Consider the following 16,161-nt stretch of genomic DNA (forward strand, 5'->3'; position numbering starts at 1 on the left):
ACCAGTTCATGGACAAACGTACAATTTTCCTACCCGCAGCCCGGCAGATCAAGCGAAGCCTGCTCGCGGGCGGCCTTTGCCTTTGGCTCGGCGCTTGCGCAACCAGCGGCCAGGGTGGTGACGAATCGGCACAGGCACAGGATGTTCAAGCCGACTCGGAAGCGATGATTCACATCACCACGGCAGAGCGCCTTGTCGATGTTGGCGAATACGAGTCGGCGCTGGAAGAATATCTCGCCGCGGCCCGGATTTCCCGCGACCCCGAGATCGCGCAGATGGTGACGCGTCTGGCCGGACAGCTGGAAAACTGGCCCACGGCGGCGACTGCCGCGGAGCGCTGGCTGGAGCTGGATGAAGATGCCGACTCGGCCCACCACGTGCGCATTATAGCCCGCATCAATATGGGGCAGCCGAAAGAAGCCGTCGAAGCGATGGCGAACTGGCTCGATCGGGAAGATTCGGCCGAATCGACCCGGTGGTGGCGTCGGGCGGCCATGCTGCTGGCTGCCACGAGTAATGACGCCACGGCAGGCGACGCATTCGAGCAGCTCGTCGACGAGTACGGGGACTTGGCGCCCTCTGGCGAGGTCGCGCACGCTGAAAGTATCCTGCTATGGCGCCAGGGCGAGCAGGCGCGTGCGCTGGAGCGCTCGCGCGCGGCGGCTGAATCCAGCAATGAAGCCGAGCACCTGGTATGGGCCGCCCAGCTGGCCGCCGATACAGGCGACCTCGAGCTGGCACTCGAACTGTACGAGAAGGCCAGAAAGCGTAGTCCCGAAGACGTCTCGCTGGCGCTGTCGCAGGCCGAAGTGCTGCGACAGCTCGAGCGCAACGAAGAGGCGCTGGATCTGCTGCGCACCCTGCCGGCCGACAGCGAGACGCTCTACACCCTGGGCATCTACCTGGTGCGGCTCGAGCAGGAATCCGAGGCCGATTCCGTATGGCAGCGAATGCGGGATCTGCCCGAAGAGGCGCAGCGCAGCGGGCACGATTACCTTCTCGCGCAGTTTGCCGAGCTGGTCGGGCGCGACGAGGCGGCGCTTGAGTGGTACGAGCGGGTCGATGACCCTGCCCGTCAGGAAGATTCGATGCTGCGCCGGGCCGCCATATTGGGCCGAATGGGTCGTGTCGAGGCCGGTCGCGAGATTCTGACCGAGTTGCGGGAACAGGGTGATGACGAGATGGTGCTCGATACCTGGCTGATCGAGGCCGAAATGCTGCGCAGTAACGGCCGAGCGACCGACGCGGTCGAGCTGCTCGGCAAGCCGCTGGCGGAATCCCGTGGCAGCACGGAGCTTCTCTACGCACGGGCCCTGGCCGCGGCTTCGGCCGGGAATGTCGATCTCGCCGAACAGGACCTGCGCCGGGTCATCCAGATGGACGGCGACAATGCCATGGCCCTCAACGCCCTTGGCTACACGCTGACCGATCTCACCGACCGCCATCAGGAAGCCTATCGCCTGATCAAGCGCGCGCTCGAGCTGGATCCCGAAGACGCGGCGACGCTCGATTCCATGGGCTGGGTGCTTTACCGGCTCGGCCGCAGCGAAGAAGCCGTCGGCTATCTTCGCCGGGCACTCGAAGGCGACGAGAATCCGGAAATCATGGCGCACCTGATCGAGGTGCTCGATCACCTCGGGCAGGATGAAGAAGCGGCCGACCTGACAGAACGGGCGCTGGCTGACTATCCCGAAGACGACTACCTTCGCGCCACCCTGGATCGCCTCGACCGGCTGCCATGAGCGAACGATTCGGTTCTGTCGGGCGAATCGCCATCGTACTGGCTGCCTGCCTGGTGCTGGCGGCCTGCGCCACGCGCGAACAGCGCCCGGCGGGCGCCTGGCTCGAGGAGCGGCAGTCGTGGTTTGATGAACACCCGCAGTGGCAGATTTCGGGCCGGGTAAGCCTGAGCGACGGCCAGCGGGGTGGTTCTCTCGGTTTCAGCTGGGAGGCCGAGGGTGACGAGCATCGCATCCATCTGCGTACTTCCGCCGGTGGACGCCAGTGGCGGTTGAGATTTTCGCCTGATGACGCAGTGCTCCAGGGCAGCGAAGTGGGCCGCCTGAGTGGTTCCAACCCTGATCCGCTGGTCGAGCGGGCGGTGGGCTGGCCTATCCCGGTATACGCGCTTTCGTGGTGGATTCGCGGGCTGGTCCCGCCGGGTGGCGGCGATATCCGGTTTGCCGACGACGGCACCCTGGCGGGGGTAACCGGCCCCGTGTGGATGCTGGAGTACCAGCATTTCAACCAGGTCGAGGGCCGCTTGCTTCCAACCCGCATGGAAGCCCGGTCGGATGAGTACACGGTCCGCCTGGTCATCCGGAATTGGCGGTTCGGTGCATCCGAATAACGCTTCGGGGTCGAAGCGCGGTAAAAAATCGTTATAATGCCCGCCATCGCGACCGGTGGTGCCGACCGGTGCACCGGCACAGAGTTTCACCTGCAGGGACGTCGCCAAGTTGGTTAAGGCACGGGGTTTTGATCCCCGCATTCGCAGGTTCGAGTCCTGCCGTCCCTGCCATTTTTAGCCACAAATAGGGTGTTTTCTTGAGTCATCCCTCGCTGATGGTATTTGCCGGGAATGCAAACCCGGAACTCGCCCAGGCCATCGCCGAAAATCTGGGTGTACCCATGGGCCGTGCCAACGTCGGTAGCTTCAGCGACGGCGAAGTCATGGTCGAAATCATGGAAAACGTGCGCGGTCGCGATATTTACGTGATCCAGCCGACTTGCCAGCCGACGGCCGAGAACTTCATGGAGTTGCTGGTGATGATCGACGCGCTCAAGCGCGCTTCGGCCTACCGCGTAACCTCGATCATTCCCTACTTCGGCTATGCCCGACAGGATCGTCGCCCCCGATCTTCGCGCGTGCCGATCACATCCAAGGTGGCTGCCCGAATGATCTCGGTGGCCGGCACCGACCGGGTCGTGACGGTCGACCTGCACGCCGACCAGATCCAGGGTTTCTTCGACGTGCCGGTCGACAATGTCTACGCCTCGCCACTGACCCTGGCCGACATCTGGAAGCACTACACCTCCGAGGAGATCATCGTCGTCTCGCCCGACGTCGGCGGCGTGGTCCGCGCCCGCGCCATCGCCAAGCGCCTCGACTGCGAGCTGGCCATCATCGACAAACGCCGTCCGCGTGCCAATGAGGCGACGGTCATGAATCTCATCGGGGATGTCGAAGGCAAGATCTGCGTGCTGGTCGACGACATGATCGACACCGCCGGCACGCTGTGCTCGGCCGCCGGGGCGCTCAAGGACAAGGGCGCGCAGAAAGTCGTCGCCTACTGCGTGCACCCGGTGCTGTCGGGCAAGGCGATTGAAAACATCAACAACTCGCGCATCGACGAAATCGTCGTCACCGATACCATCCCGCTGAGCCAGGCTGCGCGAGACACCGGCCGCATCCGCCAGTTGTCGGTTGCCCAGATGCTGGCCGAGACCATCAGGCGCATGGCCGAAGGCGAGTCGGTCAGTTCGCTATATGTGGATTAGTTGTACCCAATCTGTACGGCAATCACCATTGCCACGGCCGCTGCTGCCAGCAGCTTGATGATCAGCGGAAAGATGAAGCGGAACCAGCGGTCGTAGGGGATGCCCGCCAGGCCGAGGATGCCCATCAGGACGGGGTTGGTCGGCACGATCATGTTCATGAACCCGTCGCCGAACTGGTAGGCGAGCACCGAGACCTGGCGCGTGATGCCCACCAGGTCGCCGATCGGCGCCATCAGGGGCATGGTCAGGTAGGCCTGGCCGCTGCCCGATGACACGAAGATGTTCATCACGCTCTGGATGCCCAGCATGCCGACGGCCGACACTTCCGCCGGCAGGCCGATCAGGGGCGAGGCCATGGCGTTGACGATGGTGTGCAGGACCTGGCCGTCTTCGAGAATCAGGGCGATTGATTTGGCGAAACCGATCAGGATCGCCGTTCCGGCCAGCTCGGAAGCGCCGAGTGAGAAGGTCTTGGCCAGGTCGTCGAAGGACATACGGTCGATCAGGGCCACTGCGACGGCCAGGGCGATGAACATCGCACCCAGCTCCACCAGGTACCAGCCGTGTGCCACGATGCCGTAGACCAGAACGCTCAGGGCAAGGGCGGTGACGGCGAGGATCGCCCGTCGCTTGCCGGTCAATTCAGGCAGTTCGCTTTGCGCCGGCGGCTGGGCCGATTCGATTCCGTGGACCAGGCTGGCTTCCGGGTCGCGCTGAACCTTGCGCGCGTAGGACCAGACGTGATGAATTCCGATCGCCAGGAAGGGCCAGAAAATGATCGCTCGATACTGGATGCCCGAGCCCGGCTGCAGCTCGGCGATGTCCTGGGCGATGAACAGGGTGAAGGGATTGAGGATCGCTGCCCCGTAGCCGACGCAATAGCCGACCACCATGATGCCGATGGCGGCGACCGTGTCCATGCGCATGGCCACGCACAATGAAATCAGGATGGCCGCCAGCGGAATGTACTCTTCGGCCATGCCGAGCGTGGCCGAGGCGGCGGCGAACAGGAACACGCCCAGCGAGATGAGCCAGAAGGCATTGCTGCCGAAGCGCTGAATGACCGTGCCGAGAAAAGCTTCGATGGCGCCGGTCTTGCGGATGACCGCCAGGGCGCCGCCGATGAGCAGCACGAAGAAAATGATGCCCTGAACATCGGCCATGGCCCGCGGGACGGCCGTAAACAGGTGCCAGGGTGCAAGCGTATCGGCGTCTTCGATCAGGCTGAACGTGCCCGGCTGGACGACTTCGCGGCCGCTGTCGTTGGTGACGGTTTCGAAGCTGCCGGCGGGCAGCACCCAGGTCAGCACCAGCGCGACGATCATCATGATGAACATCAGCACCAGCGTGTGCGGCATCCGCAGCGTCTTCGTCATTGGCTTGTTCTCCCTCGAGGACTCAAGTTTAACGCCATGAGCCTAAAACCAAATAATGAAACCACGGAATTCACGGAATGCACTGAATGAACAAGATGTTTTTCCGTGCTTTCCGTGCCTTCCGTGGTTCCTCTTTACCCTCCGGCGATTACTGGTTCCACTGCAAATGGCACCTAATCAGCCGATGCCGTATCGGCCGAAGCTTCCGGGCCGATGTTTCTGTCCAGGAAGTCGAGCATCTTGCTGTAGAAATCCACGCGATTATCCACGTCGTAGAAACCGTGGCCTTCCTCTTCCTTGACCATCCACTCATAGTCCTTGCCGATATCGTCGAGCGCTTCGCGCAAGCGCTCGAAGTGGCCGATCACCACGCGGACGTCGCTGCCGCCGTGAACGAGAAGCAGGTCCGCTTTGATCTTGTCGACGTTGTGCACCGGCGAGTTGGCGCGCAGTTCTTCTTCATCGTCGCCCACGGCCGTCGACATGAAGCGTTCAAAGGATTTTCGGCCCTCGCGCCCGGCGGCTTGCTGGCTCGAGAAATCGCTACCGTCGCCGCTGCGGAACCAGGGCAGGTCGTAGACGCCGACATAGCCGATTGCGCACTGGTACAGGTCAGGCTCCTTGGCGACGCCCATGAGCGAGGCGTAGCCGCCATAGCTGCCGCCGTAGATGCAGATCCGGTCCTCGTCGGCAATGCCTTGTTCGATCGCCCAGTTCGTAGCGTCTGTGAGGTCGTCCTGCATCTTGCCGCCCCATTCCTTCCAGCCGGCGCGCATGAAATCCTCGCCGCGGCCGCCTGAGCCGCGGAAGTTGACCTGCAGCGTGGCATAACCGTGGTGCGCGAGGAACTGCGCTTCGCGGTTGAAGCCCCAGGAATCGTAGGGACCGAAGGGACCGCCGTGAACGTTGAGCACCAGCGGCAGGTTTTCGTTCTGATCATCCGGCAGCGTCAGGAAGGCGTGCAGTTCCAGGCCGTCCCTGGCCTCGATTCGAACGGGCTTCATGTCCACCAGCTCTTCCTTGGGGAGCTCGGGCAGGGCGGCATTGAGAAATTGCAGCTGCTTCGATTCGGTATCGAACAGATAGAAGTCGCCCGGGTTGGTATCGCTTGTCACGTAGACAACCGCGCGTTTTCCGTCTTCAGAGGTCGAGACGATGCGCACATCGCTTTCCGGAAAGGTGACGGCCAGGCTTTTGAGTGTGCCGACCTGTTCCGGGTGCTCTTCGATCGCTTCTTCGAACAGGGTGTAACGCATGGGCCCAAAGCTGCTGTAAGCGCCGAGGACTTCGCCTGTCGTACTGTACAGGAGGCCAGAAACGTCAACATCCGGGTCCCGATGAAGCAGCTCGAGCTCGCCGCTGTTGAAGTGATAACGAAAGACGCCCTGGCGATCGTTCTCCGCCATGTCGTGATTCGAGGACAGGTAGGCCTTGGTGTTGTCCTTGGAGAATCCCAGGAAGTCGATCGCCGGCGACGGTCGCTCGGAGTCCACGTCGAGTGATTGCCACTCGCCGCCGTGCTTGACGTAGATACGGATCTCGCGATCGTCGAGGGTCTCGCCCATCTTCACGGCCGCTGCTGCACGCACTTCACCGGAATTGTCGGCGACCAGTGCGACCATGTCGTCGTCGACGGGTTGATCGCCCACGTAGCTCAACTCGCCGTCGAAGATATCGAGCAGGTTGGCCTTGGGTACGCCCCGGTCGCCCTGGTGATAGCGCGCGATCAGCATGTGTCGATCGTCCTCGGGCAGGGGGTCGAGCACGGTGTAGCGCGAGTTCTGCGCATCGTAGATCTGGGTGCGATGCGATCCGTCTCGATTGGCGCCGTACCAGTAGGACGGGCGCCCCTTGTTGTCCAGGTTGCCGGTCACTTCACCGACGGCCATGACGATCCGTTCATTGCTCGCCCACCAGTAGGACAGCACGTGCTTGTTCTCACCGAACTCGAAGAAGGTGACGATCTCGCGCTCGTCGATGTTCATCACGGCCAGCCGGACTTCGCTGCCCTCTTCATAGGTCAGCGCGGCATGACTACCATCCGGCGAGAGTTGCATCGAACGAATCTCGGCCTTGTCGAAAAAGGCCCGCGTCGGGATTTCTTCTGCATTGGCCATGGTGGCGGCCAGGCCCAGGCAGGAGCTTGCGAATATCAGGAAATGCTTGTACATGCAGCGCTCGATTCGAGGTTTGATCAAGCGCTGTATTGTGTCAGATCGCCGTCTTCAATGCAGGTCTCAGAAGGCGTCCTGCTCCAGTGCCATGAGGGTATCGGCGCCCGCCGAGATCTTGCCCACCAGCCCGACCGTCTCGGGCAGCATGCGCCGCATGAAAAAGCGGGCGGTGTGTGTCTTGTTTTCGACCAGGGCGTCGCTTATCCGCCCCGCGGCCTGTGCCTTGCGAGCGGCATGAACCTGGGCCGCCCAGGACCAGGCCATGGCCGTGAGCGCAAAAAGATGCAGGTAATCCACGGAAGCCGCGCCGGCCTCCAGCGGGTCGGCGGCCATTTTGCTGTAAACCCCGGCAGTTGTCTTCTTGAGCTGTTCCGTCGCCTCGCTCAGCGGTTCGATGAACTCCGACATGCCGTCGTCGTCCTTGCAGGCGCCAATCAGCGCTTCGACTTCGGTGAAGAAAGACTTGACCACCTCGCCATTGGCTGCCGTGAGCTTTCTTCCGACCAGGTCGAGCGCCTGGATGCCGTTGGTGCCCTCGTAGATTCGGGCGATGCGCGCATCCCGCATGAATTGTTCGACGCCGGTGTCGACGATGTAGCCGGCGCCGCCGTGGACCTGCATGGCCAGGCTGGTGACCTCGAAGCCCATGTCAGTGAAATAGGCCTTGATGATGGGCGTCATCAGGGCGACCCAGTGGCTGGCGCGTTCGCGTTGACCGGCATCGGGGTGGTTGTGTTCGATGTCGAGCTGCAGCGCAGTGTAGACGGCCAGTCCACGGGCGCCTTCGACGAAGGCCTTCGAAGTCATCAACATGCGGCGCACATCGGGGTGCACGATGATCGGGTCGGCGGGCTTTTCGGGGTACTTCGCGCCGTCGAGGCTGCGGCCCTGTAGCCGTTCACGCGCGAATTCGACCGCGTTCTGGTAAGCGACCGAAGCCAGGCCGAGACCCTGGATGCCGGTGCCCAGGCGGGCGCCGTTCATCATTGAAAACATCAGCGGGAGCCCCTGCTGCTCCTCGCCAAAGAGATAGCCGACGGCATTGTCGTAGACCATCTCGCAGGTGGCTGAGGCACGGATGCCCATCTTGTGATCGAGGCCGGCGCAGGTCACCGTGTTGCGCTCGCCGAGTTCACCGTCCTCGTTGACCAGGAACTTGGGCACGATGAACAGGCTCAGACCCCGCGTGCCTTCCGGCGCGTCGGGTGTTCGCGCCAGGACCATGTGAACGATATTCTCCGCCAAATCGTGTTCGCCGGCCGAGATCCAGATCTTGGTGCCGAAAATGCGGTAACTGCCGTCGTCCTTTCGTTCGGCACGGGTGCGCACCATCCCCAGGTCGGTGCCGCAGTGCGGTTCGGTCAGGTTCATGGTGCCGGTCCAGTCACCGGAGATCATCTTCGGCAGCCAGGTCCGTTTCTGCGCGTCGTTGCCGTGGGCGTTGATCAGCTCCCAGGCACCGTGGGAGAGGGCGGCATACATCCCCCAGGAGGTATTGGCGGCGGTGATCATCTCCGACATGGCGATACCGAGAATGTGCGGCATACCCTGTCCGCCGAACTCCGGCGAGGCAGTCAGGCCCGGCCAGCCGTTTTCGCAGTAGGTTCGGTACGCATCGCGAAAGCCGTCGGGTGTCGTGACCTCATCGCCGTCCAAACGACAGCCCGCTGCATCGCCGGGGGCATTGAGCGGCTGCAGTGCCGATTGGCAAAAACGCGCGCCCTCGCCCAATATGGCGTCGATGATGTCGCTGTCGAGCTCTCCCAGCGAGGGGAGGTCGCTGCAGACCTCCAGATCGAGAAATTCCTTGATCAGGAACTGGAAGTCTTCGACGGGTCCGGTGTAGGTCGGCATTCAGCGGCTCCTTGACGGTTTTCAGGCGGTCAGTGAATGACCATACGGTATCGTATGTTACCAGACTAGCACGTAAAGGAGCGCGATAGAATTGACGCGGCGCAAGCGAGCCCCCACTGTTATGAAAGATACTGTTGCCGGCCCAACGGAGTCCCCTATGAATACAAGCGAGATTGCGAAAAAACTGGAAAATGTGGAGTTCTTCGGTGAGCTGGATGCGGAATATCGTGAGTGGCTGGCCGAACATGCCACCGAAAGCCGGTTCGAGGACGGTCAGCTTCTGGCAAGGCACGGCGATACGGCCGATCGGTTCTTCCTGGTCCTGGAGGGGGAGCTGGTCGTGGAAGTGCCGGCGCTGACCGGGCCATCGCTGGAGGTGACGCGGCTGGGCCCGGCCAAGATCTTTGGCTGGTCCTGGCTGATCGAGCCCTACCGCTGGCATTTCAATTGCCGGGCCGCGGGGGCGACCCGGGTGCTCGATTTCGACGGCCTGGCCATTCTCAAGCGAGCGGAGGCCGAGCCGAAGTTCGGCTACGCCCTGCTCAGGCGATTTTCCGCGCTGATGGGAACGCGTCTTGAATCGGCTCAGCGCAAGATGATGGATCAGTGGGCGCCTGCCGGGCTGCCGTGAGGGCACCCGAGAGGTCGTTCCACAAGTCATCCGCTTCCTCCAGGCCGACCGACAGCCTCAGCAGTCCCTCACCGATGCCGCCGGACTCACGTCCGGTTTCGGAAACGACGCGGTGGGTCAGGCCGGCCGGATGCTGAATAAGTGTATCCACCGACCCCAGGCTCACGGCCGGGGTCATCAGTGATACATGCTTCATGGCCGCGGCGGCGACCGGGTAGCCGCCATCAACCTCGAATCCCAGGATGCAGCCGCCGCCGCTCATCTGCCGCTCGAGCAATTCGCGCTGGTTGGTGTCGTTCCAGCCGGGGTAGTACACGTGCTTGATTTGCGGATGATTGGCGAGCCGCCCGGCCAGATCCATGGCGGTTTGCTGCGCGCGTTCAATGCGCAGCTTGAGCGTCGGCAGGCTGCGGTGCAGCAGGTAGGCCGCCCAGGGGTGCATCAGCGCGCCGGTGGCCACGCGCACCTGGCGCAGTCTTGCCGCGAGGGCCTCACTGCAGGCCACGGCCCCGGCGATGACGTCGCCGTGGCCGCCGAGAAACTTGGTCGCGCTATGCAGCACCATCGCCGCGCCCAGCTCGAGCGGCTGCTGTAGCACCGGCGTGGCGAAGGTCGAGTCCACGACCACCGGAACATCGCCGGCCTGGCGAACCACATTGGCAATGTCGATCAGTTCGAGGGTCGGGTTGGCCGGGGTTTCGATCAGCACGAATGCGGTCTCGTCGGAAATGCTTTCTGCGACGCGCTCGGCCGTGGTCCATGTAATGCGGTTACCCAGCAGCCCGCTGTCGAGCAAGTGATCGCTGGTGCCGTAAATCGGGCGTACGGCGACGATTTCGCGACCATGCTCCTGTGTGGCGAGCACGATGGCCGTCAGCGCCGCCATGCCGGACGCGAAGCCCACGGCGGCTTCGGCGTGCTCGAGTCGCGCCAGGGCCTTCTCGAAGCGCGCTACGGTGGGATTGAGCAGTCGCGCGTAGACCGGGTTCTCGGCTTCGGCCTGGCCGGCGACCAGGGCGTCCAGGCTTGCCGTGCCGCTTGCAAGGTCCCGGAGCGGATAGGTGGTTGAAAGGTCGACGGGCAGGGCGTGGACGCCCAGATCGCGCAGGTCCTCGCGACCGGCGTGGACACCAGTGGTGTGGTCATAACTGCTCATTATTCTGACTCCCGGGTTGTCAAAAGGGCGCCATTCTAGGAATATATTCGGCCTTATTGTTCTAAGCAGAAATAATATCGGTTATGAAGCCAGATATTGAACTAGATTCGAAAGATGTGCGCATCGTGCGCCTTCTGCGGAAGAATGCTCGGATATCCAACAAGGAGCTGGCCGCCAAAACGGGGCTGGCGCAGTCGAGTTGTCTGGAGCGGGTGCGCCGCCTGCGAATGGCGCGGGTTCTCACCGGCTACCATGCCGACGTCGATCCGGACCCGCTGGGCATCGGTCTACAGGCGATGGTGGCCGTGCGCCTGTCGCGGCATGCGCGCTCGGACGTGGAGGCGTTCGAAAAGCATCTGGACTCCGTGACCGAGGTGGTCACCATCTTCCACGTGGCCGGCGCCAACGACTACCTGGTTCACGTGGCCGTACGGGATTCGGCCCACTTGCGTGAGCTGGCCTTGTCGGCGTTTACCGAGCGCCCCGAGGTCGACCACATCGAAACCCAGCTCATCTTCGCCCACCGGCGGAATCACGAGTTGCCGGTTTACCTTGATCTGGAAGAGGAGTGAGTGGAAAGTGGGGCGCCTGCCCGATAGCGCCCTGCGATCCGTGATCCCACAACGAAAAAGGCCCGCCAGTGGCGGGCCTTTGCTTCAAAGTTGACTTGAAGGCAGGTCAGGCCGCCTTCGCCATGTTCCGTAGCACGTAATGCAGGATGCCGCCGTTCTTGTAGTACTCGATTTCCTTCGGCGTATCCAGGCGCACCTTGGCCTTGAAGGTCGTTTCCTTGCCTTCCGGATGGGTCGCCTTGACCTCGACTTCCTTCTCGGTCCCGTCCTCGAGTCCGGTGATGTCGAAGGTTTCCGTGCCGTCCAGGCCGAGGCTGTCGGCATCCTCGCCTTCGGCGAAGGTCAGCGGCAGCACGCCCATTCCGATCAGGTTGGAGCGGTGGATGCGCTCGAAACTGGCGGCGATCACGGCCTTCACGCCCAGAAGTCGCGTGCCCTTGGCCGCCCAGTCGCGCGATGATCCCGAGCCGTACTCCTTGCCGGCGAGTACCACCAGCGGTGTACCGTCTTCCTGGTACTTCATGGCCGCATCGTAGATCGGCATGACTTCGTCGTCCGGGAAGTAGGTGGTGAATCCGCCTTCGGTATCCGGTGCGACCTGGTTCTTGATGCGCACGTTGGCGAAGGTACCGCGCATCATGACCTCGTGGTTGCCACGGCGCGAGCCGTAGGAGTTGAAGTCGGCCGGGTGGATGCCCTTTTCCTGCAGGTAGCGGCCGGCCGGGGAGTCGGGCTTGATGGCGCCGGCCGGCGAAATGTGGTCAGTGGTGACCGAATCACCCAGCTTGGCCAGCACCCGTGCGCCGGTGATATCACCGATCGGCTCGGGCTCCATATCCATGCCCTCGAAGAAGGGCGGGTTGCGCACGTAAGTGGAGTCCTCGTCCCAGTCGAACATCTCGCCGGTTGGCGTGTCCATGCTTTTCCACAGTTCGTCGCCTTCGAAGACGTGGCTGTATTCCTTTGAGAACATTTCGGTGGTGACATTCGACTGGATGAAATCCTGGATCTCGTGTGCATCCGGCCAGATGTCCTTGAGGTAGACTGGATTGCCGTCGGGATCCTCGCCCAGCGGTTCGTTGACGAGGTCGATATCCATGCGGCCGGCAAGGGCATAGGCCACCACCAACGGTGGCGAGGCCAGGTAGTTCATCTTGACCTCGGGATGGATACGACCCTCGAAATTTCGGTTGCCGGACAGCACCGAGCAGACCACCATTTCGTGCTCCTTGATGGCCTCCTCGACCGGCTCGGGCAACGGGCCCGAGTTGCCGATGCAGGTGGTGCAGCCGTAGCCGACCGTGTAGAAGCCCAGGGCCTCGAGGTCGTCGTCCAGCCCGGACTTTTCAAGGTAGTCGGTGACGACCTTGGAGCCGGGAGCGAGCGAGGTCTTGACCCAGGGCTTGACGTTGAGGCCCTTCTCCCGGGCGTTGCGTGCCATTATGCCGGCGCCGAGCATGACCGCCGGGTTGGACGTGTTGGTGCAGGAGGTGATGGCGGCAATGACGACTGCGCCGTCCTTGAGGATGAAGGTCTGGTCCTTGTACTCGACTTCGGCCGCACCGGGAATCTCGGCTGCGCCCACGGCCGTACCACCGCCTTCGCCAGCGAAGCGATCCATTTCACAGTCGCGCTCGTTGTCACGAGACTTGGTCATGTCCGAAAGCTGGTGCACGAAGGTGTCCTTGGCCTCACTCAGCAACACGCGATCCTGCGGCCGCTTGGGGCCGGCCAGGCTGGGGACGACGTCTCCCAGGTTGAGTTCGAGCACGTCGCTGTATACCGGGTCGGGATCTTCGTCATCGCGCCAGAAGTCCTGGGCCCGTGCATAGGTTTCCACCAGTTCCAGGCGTTCCTTGCTGCGGCCGGAGAGTTCGAGGTAGCGAATGGTCTCCTCGTCGATCGGGAAGATGGCGCAGGTGGAGCCGAACTCCGGCGACATGTTGCCGATGGTCGCCCGGTCGGCCAGCGGCAGATGCGACAAGCCATGGCCGAAGAACTCGACGAACTTGCCGACCACGCCTTTCTCGCGCAGCATTTCGGTGATCGTCAGGACCAGGTCGGTGGCCGTGGTGCCTTCCGGCAGTTTGCCGGTCAGCTTGAAGCCGATGACCTGCGGAATCAGCATCGAGATCGGCTGTCCCAGCATAGCGGCCTCGGCCTCGATGCCGCCGACACCCCAGCCGAGGATGCCGAGACCATTGATCATGGTGGTGTGTGAATCGGTGCCCACCAGGGTGTCGGGCCAGGCCATGGGCTGGCCGTCGACTTCACCGTCGAAAACGACGCGCGAGAGATGTTCCAGGTTGACCTGGTGGACGATGCCGGTGTTGGGTGGCACGACCTTGAAATTGTCGAAGGCGCCCTGGCCCCAGCGCAGGAAAGCATAGCGTTCCTTGTTGCGCTTGAACTCGATCTGGTTGTTGAGATCGAGCGAATCGGCCTGCCCGTAGCTGTCGACCTGAATGGAGTGGTCAATGACCAGTTCGGCGGGTGAGAGCGGGTTGATGCGGTCGGCCTTGCCGCCGAGTGCTTTCATGGCCTCGCGCATGGCGGCCAGGTCAACAATGGCTGGCACGCCGGTGAAGTCCTGCAGGACGACGCGGGCGGGCGTGAAGGAAATTTCCCTGTTCGGTTCGGAGTCCGGATCCCACTCGGCCAGCGCGGCGACATCGTCGGTCGTGATGTTGTCGCCGTCTTCGAAGCGCATCAGGTTTTCCAGCAGGATGCGAAGCGAGTAGGGCAGCTTCTTGACCTGTTGGTGTTGTTCGGCCAGCCTGGGCAGGCTGTAAAAGCCGTATTCCTTGCCGTTGGCCTTGAAGTGATCGAGACAGCCGAACTCGTCACGCATGGGACTCTCCTCCAGTGATAATCGGGTGAACCGGGCGACGTTGACAACATCCGAGACGCCCCCGGAGCCAGTCCTTGATTTTAGCACGCGCTTGCCGGGTGATTTCGCGGCAGCCGGTGGAAGCGCCGCTCAGGCCGTCAGCAGTGAGCGGGCCTGCTCCAGCATCTTTCCGCGCTGGAAGACGAGCCGCCACTGGCGGCCGCCGACCTGGTGCCAGAGAATCGCCGATCGCAGCCCGGCAAAGAGCAGGGTGCGTACAAAGGCGACCTTTTCGGGCTGCTTGAGGTATTCAGGCTGGCCATTGATCGACAGCCTGAAGCCCAGGGTCGAGATGTGACGCTGGTAGATGTCGGCCAGTTGCGAGGTCACGCTGTCGTCAAGCATTTCGTCCGCATCGTGCCAGGCCTTCTCGACCAGCGCGAGTTCTTCGCCGATGGCGTCGAGCCGCTTGTTGTCGCGCCGCACCTGTTTGCCCAGCTTGGCCAGCCCCAGTGCATAGTTGAGTGACTGCAGGCTTTCGTGATTGCTGCGGGCGCTGAACAGCTCGGTCATCACGCGTAATCCCATCCGCACGCCGCCGAGGCCGCCGTAGGCGTCTTCGGTGGCCTCGGGGTTGCGGTTGAATATGCTGGCTACGCTGGCCTGGGCGGCCTGGCCGGAGCAGGTGCCGGAAGTGGCGATCTGCCGGACCAGCTCACTGGCCTGCAGCATGCCGGCGAAGGCAATGGTGGCGTCTCTCATGCGTTGACGGGTTCCGTGTGCTTGGGTTTGCGGATCTGTTCGGGCAGCGGCGCATTATTCGCGGTGATGGTGCCGCCACCCAGGCATTCCTCGCCATCATAAAGAACCACGGCCTGTCCGGGGGTAACCGCCCGCTGCGGGCGCTTGAAGGCGAGCACCAGTCGATCCTCGTCCACGGCCTTGACTGTGCAGGCCTGATCCGGTTGACGGTAACGTACCTTAGCCTGCAAGTGCGCATCTTCACCCGGTCGGCGACCGATCCAGTTGAGTTGCGAGGCCTCCAGCTCGGTCGACATCAGAGTCGGATGGTCGGTTTGCTGCTCGGCATAGAGCACGTTGTTCTCGATATCCTTGTAGGTGACGTACCAGGGCGCTTCGGGAAAGTCCTTGAGCCCGCCGATGTTCAGCCCCTTGCGCTGGCCCAGCGTGTAGTGAATCAAGCCCTGGTGGGTGCCGATCGGCGTGCCGTCGCAGGTGCGGATCTCGCCCGGTTCGGCGTCCAGGTAGTTGGCGATGAACGCATCGAAGTTGCGCTCGCCGATGAAACAGATGCCGGTCGAGTCCTTCTTGGCGGCCACCGGCAGGTCTGCGCGCTCGGCCAGTTCGCGCACTTCGGGCTTGGTCAGTTCGCCCAGCGGAAACATTGCGTGCGACAACTGCTCCTGGTCGAGGGCGTAGAGAAAATAGCTCTGGTCCTTGTTGTGGTCGACGCCCTTGAGCAGGGAGACCGTGCCGTCGGCATTGTCGCGGCGGCGCGCGTAGTGGCCGGTCGCGATGGCTTTCGCGCCCAGGTCGTGGGCATGTTCGACGAAGGTCCGGAACTTGATCTCGCGGTTGCACAGGATGTCCGGGTTGGGGGTGCGCCCGGCCTTGAGTTCGGCCAGGAAGTGCTCAAACACGTCGTCCCAGTATTCGGCGGCGAAGTTGCGGCCGTGGAGGTCTATACCCAGGATTTCGGCCACTTGCCGCGCATCGGCGGCATCGTCCTCGGCCGTGCAGCCGCTGACGGTGTCTTCTTCTTCCCAGTTCTTCATGAACATGCCGGCGATATTCTGGCCCTGTTGCTTCAACAGCCAAGCCACGGTGGACGAATCCACCCCGCCGGACATGGCCACCATGATCAGATCACTCATGTTCGTCGATATGGGGTTGAGGTTGGTGGTTTGCGAGGGTTGCTGTCAGGCTACTTGATTGTGCGGGCGGGGTGGTGAGCACCCACCACTCACCACCTGTAAGGTTGGAGGAGGCCGCCGCTCAGCGTGAATAGCCACCCAACCTGTCAGAGCGGGTGGTGTCGGGCGAAAT

12 protein-coding genes and 1 tRNA gene are annotated in these 16,161 nt (G+C 62.7%); 6 read left to right on the top strand and 7 right to left on the bottom strand.

Annotated elements, in window-relative coordinates:
• Window positions 1–8: 8 nt before the first annotated feature.
• The 4 genes from ACDC66_RS03755 to ACDC66_RS03770 all read left to right on the top strand — a co-directional run bounded on the left by ACDC66_RS03755 (window position 9) and on the right by ACDC66_RS03770 (window position 3,501).
• Window positions 9–1,742, top strand: coding sequence for a tetratricopeptide repeat protein (locus ACDC66_RS03755; RefSeq protein ID WP_376695339.1), 1,734 nt, complete (start codon window positions 9–11; stop codon window positions 1,740–1,742).
• Window positions 1,739–2,350 (top strand): lipoprotein insertase outer membrane protein LolB, encoded by a 612-nt coding sequence (gene lolB / locus ACDC66_RS03760; protein ID WP_376695340.1) that lies wholly within the window; start codon window positions 1,739–1,741, stop codon window positions 2,348–2,350. Before ACDC66_RS03755 ends, lolB begins: the two co-directional genes overlap by 4 nt.
• A gap of 94 nt (window positions 2,351–2,444) precedes the next feature.
• Window positions 2,445–2,521 (top strand) — tRNA-Gln (locus tag ACDC66_RS03765).
• A gap of 44 nt (window positions 2,522–2,565) precedes the next feature.
• Window positions 2,566–3,501, top strand: coding sequence for a ribose-phosphate diphosphokinase (locus ACDC66_RS03770; protein ID WP_376695506.1), 936 nt, complete (start codon window positions 2,566–2,568; stop codon window positions 3,499–3,501).
• Here ACDC66_RS03770 and ACDC66_RS03775 read toward each other — a convergent pair.
• The 3 genes from ACDC66_RS03775 to ACDC66_RS03785 form a co-directional block, all read right to left on the bottom strand.
• On the bottom strand, window positions 3,498–4,877 hold the full coding sequence (locus tag ACDC66_RS03775; RefSeq protein WP_376695341.1) for a YfcC family protein: 1,380 nt from the start codon (window positions 4,875–4,877) through the stop codon (window positions 3,498–3,500). The two genes, ACDC66_RS03770 and ACDC66_RS03775, sit on opposite strands and share 4 nt — an antisense overlap.
• 173 nt (window positions 4,878–5,050) lie before the next feature.
• Complete coding sequence (locus ACDC66_RS03780; RefSeq protein ID WP_376695342.1) at window positions 5,051–7,075, bottom strand: alpha/beta hydrolase family protein; 2,025 nt, start codon at window positions 7,073–7,075, stop codon at window positions 5,051–5,053.
• 39 nt (window positions 7,076–7,114) lie between these two features.
• Window positions 7,115–8,905, bottom strand: coding sequence for an acyl-CoA dehydrogenase C-terminal domain-containing protein (locus ACDC66_RS03785; protein ID WP_376695343.1), 1,791 nt, complete (start codon window positions 8,903–8,905; stop codon window positions 7,115–7,117).
• A 157-nt stretch (window positions 8,906–9,062) separates the two neighbouring features.
• Here ACDC66_RS03785 and ACDC66_RS03790 point away from each other — a divergent pair, with 157 nt between their 5' ends.
• Entirely contained in the window at window positions 9,063–9,536 is a 474-nt protein-coding gene (locus ACDC66_RS03790) for a Crp/Fnr family transcriptional regulator (protein WP_376695344.1), read from the top strand.
• Here ACDC66_RS03790 and ACDC66_RS03795 read toward each other — a convergent pair.
• Window positions 9,448–10,692 carry a trans-sulfuration enzyme family protein gene (locus ACDC66_RS03795; protein ID WP_376695345.1) on the bottom strand — a complete coding sequence of 415 codons (1,245 nt, stop codon included), beginning with the start codon at window positions 10,690–10,692 and terminating at the stop codon, window positions 9,448–9,450. The genes ACDC66_RS03790 and ACDC66_RS03795 overlap by 89 nt on opposite strands.
• A gap of 83 nt (window positions 10,693–10,775) precedes the next feature.
• Between ACDC66_RS03795 and ACDC66_RS03800 the strand changes: the two genes are divergently transcribed.
• Window positions 10,776–11,264 (top strand): Lrp/AsnC family transcriptional regulator, encoded by a 489-nt coding sequence (locus tag ACDC66_RS03800; RefSeq protein ID WP_376695346.1) that lies wholly within the window; start codon window positions 10,776–10,778, stop codon window positions 11,262–11,264.
• A 106-nt stretch (window positions 11,265–11,370) separates the two neighbouring features.
• On the opposite strand, the gene acnA is transcribed toward ACDC66_RS03800, so the two are convergent.
• The 3 genes from acnA to mnmA all read right to left on the bottom strand — a co-directional run bounded on the left by acnA (window position 11,371) and on the right by mnmA (window position 15,989).
• Complete coding sequence (gene acnA / locus ACDC66_RS03805) at window positions 11,371–14,115, bottom strand: aconitate hydratase AcnA (protein WP_376695347.1); 2,745 nt, start codon at window positions 14,113–14,115, stop codon at window positions 11,371–11,373.
• Window positions 14,116–14,244: 129 nt separating this feature from the next.
• A complete protein-coding gene (gene hflD, locus ACDC66_RS03810) occupies window positions 14,245–14,856 on the bottom strand; it encodes a high frequency lysogenization protein HflD (protein ID WP_376695348.1) in 612 nt (203 codons plus the stop codon).
• Window positions 14,853–15,989 (bottom strand): tRNA 2-thiouridine(34) synthase MnmA, encoded by a 1,137-nt coding sequence (gene mnmA / locus ACDC66_RS03815; RefSeq protein ID WP_376695349.1) that lies wholly within the window; start codon window positions 15,987–15,989, stop codon window positions 14,853–14,855. The genes hflD and mnmA overlap by 4 nt, the downstream gene beginning before the upstream one ends.
• Between the last annotated feature and the right edge of the window lie 172 nt (window positions 15,990–16,161).

This window comes from Wenzhouxiangella psychrophila, assembly GCF_042310375.1.
GTDB lineage: Bacteria > Pseudomonadota > Gammaproteobacteria > Xanthomonadales > Wenzhouxiangellaceae > Wenzhouxiangella.

Excerpts from the sequence above, each read along its gene's own strand:
- ACDC66_RS03775 (WP_376695341.1), bottom strand. The coding sequence starts at position 4,877 with ATGACGAAGACGCTGCGGATGCCGCACACGCTGGTGCTGATGTTCATC.
- ACDC66_RS03800 (WP_376695346.1), top strand. The coding sequence starts at position 10,776 with ATGAAGCCAGATATTGAACTAGATTCGAAAGATGTGCGCATCGTGCGC.
- lolB (WP_376695340.1), top strand. The coding sequence starts at position 1,739 with ATGAGCGAACGATTCGGTTCTGTCGGGCGAATCGCCATCGTACTGGCT.
- hflD (WP_376695348.1), bottom strand. The coding sequence starts at position 14,856 with ATGAGAGACGCCACCATTGCCTTCGCCGGCATGCTGCAGGCCAGTGAG.
- ACDC66_RS03785 (WP_376695343.1), bottom strand. The coding sequence starts at position 8,905 with ATGCCGACCTACACCGGACCCGTCGAAGACTTCCAGTTCCTGATCAAG.
- mnmA (WP_376695349.1), bottom strand. The coding sequence starts at position 15,989 with ATGAGTGATCTGATCATGGTGGCCATGTCCGGCGGGGTGGATTCGTCC.
- ACDC66_RS03755 (WP_376695339.1), top strand. The coding sequence starts at position 9 with ATGGACAAACGTACAATTTTCCTACCCGCAGCCCGGCAGATCAAGCGA.
- ACDC66_RS03790 (WP_376695344.1), top strand. The coding sequence starts at position 9,063 with ATGAATACAAGCGAGATTGCGAAAAAACTGGAAAATGTGGAGTTCTTC.
- ACDC66_RS03795 (WP_376695345.1), bottom strand. The coding sequence starts at position 10,692 with ATGAGCAGTTATGACCACACCACTGGTGTCCACGCCGGTCGCGAGGAC.
- acnA (WP_376695347.1), bottom strand. The coding sequence starts at position 14,115 with ATGCGTGACGAGTTCGGCTGTCTCGATCACTTCAAGGCCAACGGCAAG.
- ACDC66_RS03770 (WP_376695506.1), top strand. The coding sequence starts at position 2,566 with ATGGTATTTGCCGGGAATGCAAACCCGGAACTCGCCCAGGCCATCGCC.